Annotated in this window: 11 protein-coding genes and 1 pseudogene; 2 read left to right on the top strand and 10 right to left on the bottom strand. The window is 31.5% G+C overall.

Annotated elements, in window-relative coordinates:
- From Q4528_RS10715 to Q4528_RS10680, 8 genes and pseudogenes are all read right to left on the bottom strand, one after another.
- Positions 1-557 (bottom strand): annotated as a pseudogene (locus Q4528_RS10715) (smooth muscle caldesmon); the annotation flags it as partial.
- A 77-nt stretch (positions 558-634) separates the two neighbouring features.
- Entirely contained in the window at positions 635-1,126 is a 492-nt protein-coding gene (locus Q4528_RS10710) for a DUF948 domain-containing protein (RefSeq protein ID WP_002467416.1), read from the bottom strand.
- Positions 1,127-1,200: 74 nt separating this feature from the next.
- Positions 1,201-2,514, bottom strand: coding sequence for a UDP-N-acetylmuramate--L-alanine ligase (gene murC / locus Q4528_RS10705; RefSeq protein WP_017638259.1), 1,314 nt, complete (start codon positions 2,512-2,514; stop codon positions 1,201-1,203).
- A 21-nt stretch (positions 2,515-2,535) separates the two neighbouring features.
- A complete protein-coding gene (locus Q4528_RS10700) occupies positions 2,536-6,462 on the bottom strand; it encodes a DNA translocase FtsK (protein WP_303521517.1) in 3,927 nt (1,308 codons plus the stop codon).
- A gap of 20 nt (positions 6,463-6,482) precedes the next feature.
- Positions 6,483-7,082 (bottom strand): YtpR family tRNA-binding protein, encoded by a 600-nt coding sequence (gene ytpR, locus Q4528_RS10695; RefSeq protein WP_017638261.1) that lies wholly within the window; start codon positions 7,080-7,082, stop codon positions 6,483-6,485.
- Positions 7,083-7,102: 20 nt separating this feature from the next.
- On the bottom strand, positions 7,103-7,963 hold the full coding sequence (locus Q4528_RS10690) for a DUF1444 domain-containing protein (protein ID WP_046466822.1): 861 nt from the start codon (positions 7,961-7,963) through the stop codon (positions 7,103-7,105).
- 99 nt (positions 7,964-8,062) lie between these two features.
- The gene (locus Q4528_RS10685) at positions 8,063-8,374 is read right to left on the bottom strand and encodes a thioredoxin family protein (RefSeq protein ID WP_046466823.1); all 312 of its coding nucleotides are present in this window, start codon (positions 8,372-8,374) and stop codon (positions 8,063-8,065) included.
- A 16-nt stretch (positions 8,375-8,390) separates the two neighbouring features.
- Positions 8,391-9,467 carry a M42 family metallopeptidase gene (locus Q4528_RS10680; RefSeq protein WP_046466824.1) on the bottom strand — a complete coding sequence of 359 codons (1,077 nt, stop codon included), beginning with the start codon at positions 9,465-9,467 and terminating at the stop codon, positions 8,391-8,393.
- A gap of 85 nt (positions 9,468-9,552) precedes the next feature.
- Between Q4528_RS10680 and Q4528_RS10675 the strand changes: the two genes are divergently transcribed.
- The gene (locus Q4528_RS10675; RefSeq protein WP_017638265.1) at positions 9,553-9,867 is read left to right on the top strand and encodes a PepSY domain-containing protein; all 315 of its coding nucleotides are present in this window, start codon (positions 9,553-9,555) and stop codon (positions 9,865-9,867) included.
- Between the two features lie 89 nt (positions 9,868-9,956).
- Here the strand turns inward: Q4528_RS10675 and Q4528_RS10670 are convergent, their stop codons facing one another.
- On the bottom strand, positions 9,957-10,793 hold the full coding sequence (locus Q4528_RS10670) for a YtnP family quorum-quenching lactonase (protein ID WP_046466826.1): 837 nt from the start codon (positions 10,791-10,793) through the stop codon (positions 9,957-9,959).
- A 132-nt stretch (positions 10,794-10,925) separates the two neighbouring features.
- On the opposite strand from Q4528_RS10670, the gene Q4528_RS10665 reads away from it, so the two are divergent.
- On the top strand, positions 10,926-11,099 hold the full coding sequence (locus tag Q4528_RS10665) for a hypothetical protein (protein ID WP_303521513.1): 174 nt from the start codon (positions 10,926-10,928) through the stop codon (positions 11,097-11,099).
- 96 nt (positions 11,100-11,195) lie between these two features.
- Here Q4528_RS10665 and Q4528_RS10660 read toward each other — a convergent pair whose 3' ends face one another.
- Positions 11,196-11,957, bottom strand: coding sequence for a class I SAM-dependent methyltransferase (locus Q4528_RS10660; protein ID WP_029055643.1), 762 nt, complete (start codon positions 11,955-11,957; stop codon positions 11,196-11,198).
- Between the last annotated feature and the right edge of the window lie 9 nt (positions 11,958-11,966).

The raw sequence follows: 11,966 nt of genomic DNA, 5'->3' as shown, positions 1-11,966 counted from the left end.
TGTTTGGCTTGTTGTATTTCACGTGCTTGTGGTGACTGATCTGCTAAACTATCTTTATTTGTTTCAGCTTGAATTGCGTTTTGTTGTGCTGCTAATTCTGTAGCTGAAGCATCTGATCCAGAATTTCCTTCTGCTTCTAATTTTGCTTCTTGAATATCTCTAGCTTCTGGTGATTGATCTGCTAAATTATTGTCGCTTACTTCTCTTTGGATTGCGACTTTTTGTGCTGATAATTCATCAGATGAGATACCATCTTTTGATTTATTTCTGAAGTTTTCAACTTGGTTTTTAACAGATTCAAAACGTTGTTCTGCTTGAGATTTGTAATTTAATGCTTTTTCACGTAGTTCTTTTTCTTTAGCAATCGCTTGATCAGCTTTTTCGAAAACTTTCAATTTGTAATATAACCCTAAAGCTGAACCTACTAAAGCACCGGTAATAAAGCTTACAACAAAATCTTTACGTTGTGGTGTTTGATTATTTATACGAGTATGACGGCTGTATAAATCATTTCCAGTATTATTTCTTTCAAAATCATCACGATTATAGTGTTCCATGATTTATTCCTCCCTATAACAAATGCACTTAAACAAGTAACAACCTCATTTAAGTGCATTTAGTTCATTCTTATTAATTATTTGTCAACACGTGTAGTATAGCTATGATCTGTATCATTTGCTACTGTGTTTGCTTTGTAATTTGCACTTCCTCGACGGTAGTGTCTATTTTGCCATTTGTCAGCAATTTCCATTGCCACATTTGACCATTGTACTACTTGAGAAATTTTATCTTCATTTTGAGATACGTTGTGTGTAATAGAATTAGTTACACGGTCAACTGAACCATTTAATGTTTGAACTGAGTCACCAATACCTTTAACAGCATCAACTACAGAATTCAAACGATCAACTTTACCTTGAATATCTTCAGTTAAACGGTTAACTTTATGAAGTAAATCAGTAGATTCTCTTGTAATACCTTGTACTTGACCTTCAACACCATCAAGTGTTTTAGCCACGTGATCTAAATTTTTCTTAACAGAAATTAACACTACAACGATACCGATACATAAAATTAAGAACGCTATCGCAGCGATAATTCCAGCAATTGGTAAAATCCAATCCATTAAAAACGCCTCCTAAATACCTAATTATAAAATTCATTAATATTTAATACCCTTGAGAAATCATTATAAACATATTAGAAATCTTTTTTTATACCTAATTTATTTAAGTACGCTTTTTGGATTTTTTGTATATCTCCAGCGCCCATAAATAATATTACAGCATTATCAAATTTCTCTAATACATCTATACTATTTTCATCAATTAATGCTGATCCATCAATACGATCAATCAAGTCTTGAATCGTCAATTCACCAGTGTTTTCTCTAATTGAACCAAAAATTTCACATAAGAAAACATGGTCAGCTGCGCTTAAACTTGTTGCAAATTCTTCTAAGAATGCTTGAGTTCTTGAGAATGTATGTGGTTGGAATACAGCAATAACTTCTTTTTGTGGATATTTTTTTCTAGCTGTTTCAATTGTAGCATTAATTTCTCTTGGATGGTGAGCATAATCGTCTACTAATACTTGATTTGATACTTTTGTTTCATTAAATCGACGTTTTACACCACCAAATGTTTCTAATGCTTCTTTTATATTATCAACGTTCATTTTTTCTAAATAACTAATAGTTACAACAGCTAATGTATTTAGAATATTATGGTCACCATATTGTGGTGATAGGAATTGATCATAAAATTCTCCATTAATATAAACATCAAATTGTGTACCTTGTTCAGTGATTTGTATATTTTTAGCATATACGTCATCAGTTTCTTTTAAACCATAGTAATAAATGGGTACATCCGCTTCTAATTTTCTAAGATATTCATCGTCGCCCCATGCAATGATAGCTTTTTTAACATTTTGAGCCATTTCTTGGAATGCATCAAAAACGTCATCAACATCTCTGAAATAATCAGGATGGTCAAAGTCAATATTTGTCATAATTGCATAGTCAGGATCATAACTTAAAAAGTGACGTCGATATTCGCAAGCTTCGAATGCAAAATAGTCACTGCCAGGTAAACCCATTCCTGTACCGTCACCTATAAGGAATGAAGTCTTTTTATCTCCATTCATCACATGAGATAACAATCCAGTTGTTGATGTTTTACCATGTGCACCAGTAACTGCTACCGAAGTATATTGGTTAATTACATGGCCAAGAAAATCATGATATCTAATCACATCTAATTTAAGTTGATGTGCTTTGACTATCTCTTCATGTGTATCAGGGAAAGCATTACCCTGTATAATTACCATATCTTCTTTAATATTGTTACTATCAAACGGTAAGATAGTTATACCTTTATTTCTTAGAGCAACTTCTGTAAAAACATAAGTTTCAATATCTGAGCCTTGCACTTCATGCCCAAGATCATGCATGATTTGTGCCAATGAACTCATGCCAGAGCCCTTAATTCCGACAAAATGATAGTGTGTCATTATAAAACTCCTTACTAATTTTTAATCTTGATTCAAATCCGCCTCAGTAATATAAACATCTCTAGGTTTAGAACCGTTCGCTCCAGATATATAACCTAGTTGTTCTAATTGATCTATGATTCTCGCTGCTCTATTATACCCAATTTGGAAATGTCTTTGTACTAACGAAGTAGAAATATGTCCTTCATTAATCATGAACTCACACACATCATCAAATAAATCATCTTGTGCTTGAGTTTGTGTTTTCTTTAATAATTCTTTTTCTTCAAATAAATAATCAGGTTCACGCTGTTGTTTAATAAAATCTACAACGTCGTCAATTTCTTCATCTGAAACAAATGTACCTTGAACACGGATAGGTTTATTCATACCGCCACCAAGATATAACATGTCGCCATATCCTAATAGTCGTTCTGCTCCTCCGCTATCAAGAATAGTTCTAGAATCTACACTTGATGATACCATAAATGCAATTCTAGTTGGGATATTAGCTTTAATTAAACCGGTAATAACATTAACTGATGGTCTTTGTGTGGCAACAAGCATATGAATACCACAAGCACGCGCTTTTTGAGCTATTCTCGCGATGGATTGTTCTACTTCTTGTGGCGCCATCATCATTAAATCGGCTAATTCATCTATTACTATAACAATTTTTGGCATTCTTTGTTCATAAGAAGCTTTCTTATTGAATGCTGTAATATTTCTAACGTGATATTGAGCAAATAATTTATATCGACGTTCCATTTCTTCAACAGCCCATTTTAAACTTTGTGTGGCTGCTTTAACATCTGTAATTACTGGTGACACAAGATGTGGCAAATCATTATATGGTGCTAATTCAACCATTTTTGGATCAATTAATAATAATCTTAATTCTTCCGGATGATTTTTATACAATAGCGACATTAAAATACTATTAATGCACACTGATTTACCTGAACCTGTTGCACCTGCAATTAAAGCATGAGGTGTTTTAGCAATGTCCATAAGTAATGGTTCATTGTTGATGCGATAACCCATTGCAACTGTCAATTTAGATTCAGCATTTTTAAATTGATCTGAATCTACAATTGATCTCAAATTGACTTTGGCAGGGTTTTGATTAGGTACCTCGATACCTACTAAACTTGTACCTGGTATCGGCGCTTCGATACGTATATCTTTGGCTGCTAACGCCATTTTAATATCGTCTTGTAAAGCAGTAATTCTTGATACTTTAACACCTTTTTCAACTGATAATTCAAAACGGGTCACACTTGGACCTTCAGTAACATTTTGAACTTCTGCAGGAACATTGAAATAATATAATGCATCATTTAATTCTTGCTTTTTATCATCAATCCACTCTTCATTTACTTCATGTGGTTCTGGTGATTCAAGCAATTCCATACTAGGTAAATTAATATTTGGACCTTTTCTTATAGTGGGCTTTTGAACTTTAATATTTTCATTATTATTATCCACTTCTCCAGATGTAACCTTAGATGTAGATGCATGAGTATTCTCTCGTTTGTCTTCATTGCGATTATCTGAATCATTTTCATTAACATCATTGGAAGCATGTTGCATAGACGAACTATCATCTTCCATATTTTGATTAATTCCAACATTATAATCGCTCTGAGCCATTTGCACATTCTCATTATTGACAACGTCATTTGCACTTAGGCTATGTTCACTTGCAGTTGAATTTGAGTCACTTTCATATGTTGTTTGATTTAGTTCATTTGTACGATCAGCTGAAGGCGCTTCACTTTCACTTATATTGTTTGATTGTTGATTTGATTCAGAGTGTTCTGATGTATTGTATTGCTCTGACGATGCTTGCTTAATATTATTTGATTGTGTCGAATTTGATTGACGTTCAGGCGTTAGATTTGGAACATGAACTGTGCGAGATTTTTTCTTATCTATCATACGTTTTTTATCTGAAGGCGTCATAACAACATTAAATGGCTTACTACCTTTTAATGGCTTGCTAGTTTGTCCAGAATGTAGATGCTGATTAGTTTCTACGCCTTTATTTTCACTATTAACTTTATCAAAATTCTGATCAGAACTTTCTGATTGATTATCATTTATAGATTCAGAATAGCTATTTTCTGAACTACTTAAGTTTTGAGTATTATCATAAGATGAAGCGACAAATTCAGATGTTTCATTACTATTATTAGAGATGAAACTATCACTTAATGATTCATCACTTTCTAATACTGATTCTGATGTTGACATTGTTTTATCACTATTACCTAAATTGCTATCTTGAATATGTGGATTTCGCTTTTTAGCATATTCCGTTTCATGATCGACGCTTTGAGTAACTGCATTATGACCACTTCTTCTATTCAAGTGCTTATGATCATTAAGTTGTGATGTCTCACTATCATATAGAGATGAAGATGTATGTTCTGAAGTAGAATATGTTGTTGGTTGCTCACTATCATCTAATTCTCGATAATCTGCATCATCTATATTATTATCTTCATTTTCTGATATTGATGTTTTATCACTGTAATGATGTTTTGCATTTTCTGAACTAATTGTAGAGTCACTTTGACTAGATTCAGAGTCTTTCTGGACGGTAGTTGTTCGATCATCATATATGGATTGAGATGAAACATAGTTAGTATCAGTTGTTTCTGAGACATCATCTTGTTCTGTTACATCAGTCACAGTAACATCGTCATCATTTACTTGATGTCTTGGTTTAATATCAGATAAATCGATTTCTTCATAATTGTAATGAGATGTTTCTTGTTGATCTAGGTCTGAATTTTCAATTGCATCTGTTTGATTTATTGTTTCATTATTGTCATGCTCGTTAATCATAGCATTGCTATCATCTTGAGATTCCATATCTAATGAACTTTCACCTACATATTGTTGTGCTTGTTTGGCATACATTTCATCAATTGCTTTTTGTATACTATCTTCATTGGTCTCTTTATTTTGTTGTCTTTTTTCTTGCAATGCTTTTTTAAATCGACGCTTTTGAAGCACTTTTCGTTCACGTTCTCTTCGAATTTCTTCAACAATTTGAGATGCATAGATATTGTTAATATTAATAGTATTATCTTTAGTTGAATGGTTAGGAGTTGAGTTAATTGCTTTTTCATCTCCCACTGACGATGTTTGTTGATTTATATTCTCATCATGTTTTGAATTACTATTTGTACTAGTTTCTTTTACATCATTCGATTGTTGATTACTTCTAAAGTTGCTTTGGGATCTTTCGGCAGTGTATCCATCGTTGTCACTAGAATGATTAACATTTGAACTCATTTTATTATTAGTTTCTTCTTCATTGTCTTTAGGAGGTATCATGCCGTTTTCAATTGGTCGTCTTTTCATCGTACCAAAAATGGCTGATGGTACTTCTGAAGCTTTAAAATCACTTTTGTGATATGTATACTCCGGTTGCGTTTTATAATTTGATTTAAAACGTTCGGATTGTAATTTCATTCTTGGTTGTGATTTTGAAGATGTAGCACCATTATTAGATTTGTTATCTCCTAATGAAGTAGGAGAAATTTGGCGGTGAGTTGATTTAGTGACATAAGGATTTGTTACTTGTTTTCTTCTAGTTTTATTTGAATTAGATTGTCGAGACGAGTTCACATACTCATCGTCATTGGCATGATTCCTTCTACGACGATGTCTCTTACTTTCTTGAGAAGTTAAAGTTTCATTATCATCATTTTTCACATAAGATTGTTCCCCATCATTCACAGATGTATATTCAGACTCCACATTTTCTGATTCAAAACCATTAATAGGAAATCGGAATTTACCTTTTGGTCGATGATAGATATCATTATTTTGTGGCAGTAATGAGTCATGATTAGAATCATTCGATTGAGTTGCCTGGCGTCTTTTATTTTTATTTCTTAATATATCTTCATTTGAATCATTATCTTCGCCAAATAATTTATCAAACCAGCTCATACTTTCACGACCTTCCTTTGTTATTCAAAAAATGCTTGTCCAATATCATAGCTATCATCTAGCACCATAATACCTTTTTCTTTAGGAGCATTTGGTAAATCTAATTCTTTCATTGAACAAATCATACCGCTAGATGCAACGCCTCTAAGTTCTGCATCTTTGATTACCATACCACTTGGCATTACTGCGCCCACTTTTGCTACAACTACTTTTTGTCCTTGTTCGACATTTGGTGCGCCACAAACAATTTGCAATGTATCATTACCTACATTGACATTAAGTACACTTAATTTATCAGCGTCAGGGTGTTTTTCTTTTGTTTCTACATAACCTACAACAAATTTTGGAGATAAATCAGCATTCAATTCATATGTGAAACCATTATTTTTAATCATTTGTTGTAATTGATTAACGATTTCTTCAGTTAATTTAATGTGTCCATTACCTTCTAATTGTATATGAGTAGATATATTAAAGAAATTATACCCAACTACTTCGTTATCTTCGTTTGTTATTTCTACTACGTCGTTATTCTTTTTATAATTGAATTCGCCTTCTGTAGGGTCGATTTGTAAGAATGCAACATCTCCTACACCATTTGGATTAAAGAATAAATTCATTGTATATATCTCCTTTATCATTATTTATTTTTATCATTAAATTTTTTACGATTAGCTTCTAATCTTTGTATGACGTTAGGGTCTCTTTTTTGTTTATTGTTTTTCCCTAATATGAATATTGGTTCAAGATGACCTTTGTCGTATCCAAAAGATAAAGAAGTAATAGGGACAAGTCCTTTTGTGAAAAACTCCATAGTTAAATGAGCCATCACATCATAGCCTGTTTTGTTGCGTATATCAGCAATGACTAAAACATCTTGATGAGGCACTGCTACTAACATTTCGCCTTCACATTGATCTTGTATATCATTTAAAAATGATGTATTAAGTATGCGACTTGCATCATAACCATCATTAGAATTAATAAAATAGAATATATTACCTTTCACTTCATCGGTACTATATTTATTGTCAAGCTTTCTTACATTAAAAAGTGACATTTCTTTAATCTGTTGTTCTGTCATTTTCAATGTTTCTAACATACTTGCATCAATAAGTCTATATGACTTTCCTAAATCTAATGCGTAATAGATATTAGTTTCAGCAGTATGATTTTCATAAATGAATGCATGGCCTTCTTTAGTCTTTTTATCAAAACTTGTAGCACGAATCACCGGCATAATTTTAATTTCATCAAGTTGTTCTATACCTTGATCAGCCATTTGAGCAATTGCTTCATCTATATAATATATAATTTCATCTACAATTTTTTCTTCTTTTTCTTCATATTTTGCGACAATAGCGTTTAATTTAATTGTGACACCTTTATGATTGTCTTTTCTATAAATTCTTAATGTTTCGTCTTCACGATTGAATTTATAATTTACATCTAAATGATTCAAACGCTGTTTAATTTTATCTCTCATTTGAAAGACATTCATTCATATCACTCCTATTTCGCACCTTTTAATAGTTTACAATAAATCAAAGGATAGTAACAGAAAAAAACAAGTTTTTAAATATATTTTTCAACTATTCAATTAAATATATTGTGCTAAAAATTGATCTATTTGTTCAATGGATTTTCTTTCTTTACCAATATAACTTCCTAGTAATTCTCCGTCTCTATAAACTAAGAAACTTGGGATACCCATAATACCATTTTCTATACAAATATCTAAAAATTGGTCTCTATCTACTGATACAAATTTAAAAGATTGATATTTCTCTTCTAATTGTGGCAATTCTGGTTCGATTACCTTACAATCGGGGCACCATCCTGCTGTAAATTCAAAAACTGTATTTCCTTGCTTTAATTCTTCAAATTGTTGTTCTGTTTCAAGTTGTATCATGTTTTTCACTCCTATATTACTGATATTGTAATCGTTGTATTTGTTCTTCATTTAAATTCGTAATTGATGCTTTTAATAATTGACGAGCGGCATAATAATCACGGATATCAAAAACAGCATCTGTACTATGAATATAACGTGCACATACTCCTATTACTGCTGTAGGAATACCATCATTTGCTTTATGGATTTCACCGCCATCTGTTCCTCCTGGTGACATATAATATTGATGCGGAATATCATATTGTTTTACTAAATTTAATAAATAATCTCTAAAAGTAGGTCTGAGTATCATCGTACCATCTTTGATACGAATTAATGTCCCCTCCCCTAACGCACCAGATAATTGTTGCTTACCTTTTATATCATTTGCAGGAGAACAGTCTGCTACAAATGCAATATCCGGCTGAATTAATTCTGCTGATGCTTTAGCGCCTCTTAAGCCTACTTCTTCTTGTACATTGGCACCAACATATAAATCAACTTCTAATTCTGTATCTTTCAGTAATTCTAATATTTCAATAGCAATGAGACAACCATATCGATTATCCCACGCTTTTGCACTATATCTATATTCTGATAACTGAGTAAATGGCGTAGCAGGTACAATTGTGTCGCCAATTTCAATACCTTTTTGTCTAACTTCTTCACTCGAACTTGCACCTATATCTAACATTAAATCTTTAATTTGAGGTGCTGCTTCATTACCAGTTCTAAAATGTTTTGGAATATTGGCAACGACACCAATGATTTCTTCGTTTTTTCTATTTTTTACTTTTAATCTTTGTCCCTGCCATATATCATTTGCTACACCGCCTAAATTAGTAAATTGGATCATACCATTATCTGTGATATGCGTAATCATAAATCCAATCTCATCCATATGGGCTGCTATCATTACACGTTTAGCATTAGCTTTAGGTGATTTTTTCACACCATAAAACCCACCCATTTTATTATCTACAAAATGATCTACATAAGGTGTCATTTGTTCTTTCATATATGTTTTAACATCATCTTCAAATCCTGGTGCACCATGTAATTCTGTCAGATGTTCCATGCGTTCTAATGTTTTACTCTCTTCAATAGTCATTTGATGTTTCACTCCTTATAATTTATTATATCATCTTCATTATGGTAAACTAATAATATGAATCATGGAAAAGGGAGATACATTAATGAAATGTTTAAATTGTAAAAATATATTAATTGTAGGTGCTTGTACGGTAGTCATTTTATCAGCTGGCGTAATTGTTTACCTAAATAAGAAAAAATTTTATAATCCCGATAAGTTATTAGAAGAAGTCAAAACATACTTTATGGATGTCAAAGGTTCATATATTGTACAACAACCTCTTAACGATCCTAACATTAATGCTAATAAACCTATTTATCTTGGCGGTATCTCCGCAACTAAAAATGGTAAATTAGTAGATTATGATTTTTATGCTGATGCATATACTGGTGAAGTTTTAAATATTATCGAATTATAAAATTAAAATTTACATAAAAATGATAGGTTATAGTTAGTTCATTATAGTATCACTTTTCTTAATGAACTAAACTATAACCTTTTTTCAACTTAATACTGACGATATGAACGTTTGATAGATGATGTAATTGAATGATCCTTGTGATTATATTTAACTGCGAAATAGTTTTCGTCATGATAATAGAGGAACCAGTAATCATTTAAAACATAATAAGGTATGAGTCTTTCTTTTTCACGAATTGAAGTCATTGGGTAATCATCGTACGCGGTAACCCATAATGGATTTTGGTGTGCTACTGTTGGGAAGATGTCAGCCATATGCACAGCTTTTTCTCCTTCACTTTCAATAGTAACTATAGAGTGACCAAAGCTATGACCACCAGTGTGTATCATTTTAATTCCTGATACCGGTTCAATCTCTTTATCAAATAAAATAATATTGTCCTGATAATCACCTTGATTCTTTTCCCAATACGTCGCTTTACTACGTATATTAGGCGCTAAGAATTCATGCCATTCATCTTGTTGAATATAATGAGTAGCATTTTTGAATCGTGCATTTCCATTTGAATCAGTTAGTCCAGCAGCATGATCATAGTGTAAATGTGTCATTAACACAATATCAATATCATCAAGCGTTAAACCAAAATATTGTAATTCTTCTTTTATAAAGCCTTCTTGAGTTACGCCATAATTTCTTTTTTGTTTGTCAGTTAATTTACCATTACCTACACCTGCATCGATTAAAATATTATATTGAGGATGTTGAATAAGAATTGGATGTGTTGGTGTATGAACTTGATTCTTATCATTCACACTATACTTTCTAGTCCATAATGGTTTAGGTACAACGCCAAATATGGCACCTCCATCAATATGAGTATTACCCCCATTAATATCGTTAATAGTTAATTCTCCTAATTTCATAAAAAGACACCTTCCCACTCATTTACTAAATTTACTCTTATTAACAAATTTAATACAATAACGTATATATAGCAATTAATGTTAAAGTTCTTATTGCGCATTTTAAAGCAATTAAATATATGGAGGACAATAATGCAATATAAACATAATAAGATTATTCTGTTGTTTACGACAATTTTTATTATTATTGAACTCATTCTTATTTATTCAACGTCAATTGTTTCATCAAATTTAGGTTATAACATCATCATCTTGTCCAATTTAATACCATTCATAAGTATGATGTTCTTAAAAAGTAAAAAATAAGACAAGACCCTTTTGATGGGTTTTGTCTTATTTTAAATGATTTCTTTAACCTTACATCTTTATCTATGTTAAGGTTATCAATCGTTTTAATTTTAACTATTTTTTAATAGCATGAACAATATAATTCATATTTGATTTATGTTTGCGCATTGTTTTAAACATAGTTATAAACATATGACGGTTTTCTTTTTTAAATGCATTTTTTAAAATTTTTAAAGTTCCTAGTAAACCCTCATCTCTTAACATGCCAACTGGTGACATCAATGATAATGGTCCTATTTTTGATTCAACTTGTGAAAATCCTGCATCTTTAAATAAACTATACCAAATTTCTGGCGTTAAAGGCGTCACTTTCATATTGATTGCTTTACTCAATTCATTAACTATAACGTCCTCATTATCTCGATTTATAATAGCAATATCGTGTGTAAGTACAATTCCATTAGGTTTAAGTACACGATAATATTCTTTTAATACTTTTTCTTTAACCTTATAAGGTAACATTGTTAGCATTGCTTCGTTTAAAATAATATCGAAACTTTCATCTTCAAAAGGTAAATCCATCGCATTTGCTTGTGTTAGATGAATATAGTCATTTAAATCGTTTTTATCTACGTTTTGTTGGCCAACTTGTAATGCTGCTTTATTTAAGTCAACTGCTTCAATTTGGCATTGGTATTTTTGAGCTAATTCAATAGACGTTGTACACATATTACATGCAACTTCTAAAACACGTTTATCATTTGAAAAACAACCTTTATCAATTAACCAATTGGTAGCTAAAATTCCACCTGGACGTAAACGTTTTTTCCCGAGTTGAGCTAAAAATGTGTGACCTGCTACTTTTTTACCATATATTAAACACCC

This window comes from Staphylococcus pasteuri (genome assembly GCF_030547725.1).
GTDB lineage: Bacteria > Bacillota > Bacilli > Staphylococcales > Staphylococcaceae > Staphylococcus > Staphylococcus pasteuri.
Note: the sequence above shows the minus strand (reverse complement) of the source record. Positions and strands in the feature narration are given on the sequence as shown.

Bases quoted from the DNA above. Each gene is read 5' to 3' on its own strand.
- Q4528_RS10685 (WP_046466823.1), bottom strand. From the start codon at position 8,374: ATGATACAACTTGAAACAGAACAACAATTTGAAGAATTAAAGCAAGGA.
- ytpR (WP_017638261.1), bottom strand. From the start codon at position 7,082: ATGAATTTATTCTTTAATCCAAATGGTGTAGGAGATGTTGCATTCTTA.
- murC (WP_017638259.1), bottom strand. From the start codon at position 2,514: ATGACACACTATCATTTTGTCGGAATTAAGGGCTCTGGCATGAGTTCA.
- Q4528_RS10680 (WP_046466824.1), bottom strand. From the start codon at position 9,467: ATGACTATTGAAGAGAGTAAAACATTAGAACGCATGGAACATCTGACA.
- Q4528_RS10670 (WP_046466826.1), bottom strand. From the start codon at position 10,793: ATGAAATTAGGAGAATTAACTATTAACGATATTAATGGGGGTAATACT.
- Q4528_RS10665 (WP_303521513.1), top strand. From the start codon at position 10,926: ATGCAATATAAACATAATAAGATTATTCTGTTGTTTACGACAATTTTT.
- Q4528_RS10700 (WP_303521517.1), bottom strand. From the start codon at position 6,462: ATGAGCTGGTTTGATAAATTATTTGGCGAAGATAATGATTCAAATGAA.
- Q4528_RS10675 (WP_017638265.1), top strand. From the start codon at position 9,553: ATGAAATGTTTAAATTGTAAAAATATATTAATTGTAGGTGCTTGTACG.
- Q4528_RS10710 (WP_002467416.1), bottom strand. From the start codon at position 1,126: ATGGATTGGATTTTACCAATTGCTGGAATTATCGCTGCGATAGCGTTC.
- Q4528_RS10690 (WP_046466822.1), bottom strand. From the start codon at position 7,963: ATGAATGTCTTTCAAATGAGAGATAAAATTAAACAGCGTTTGAATCAT.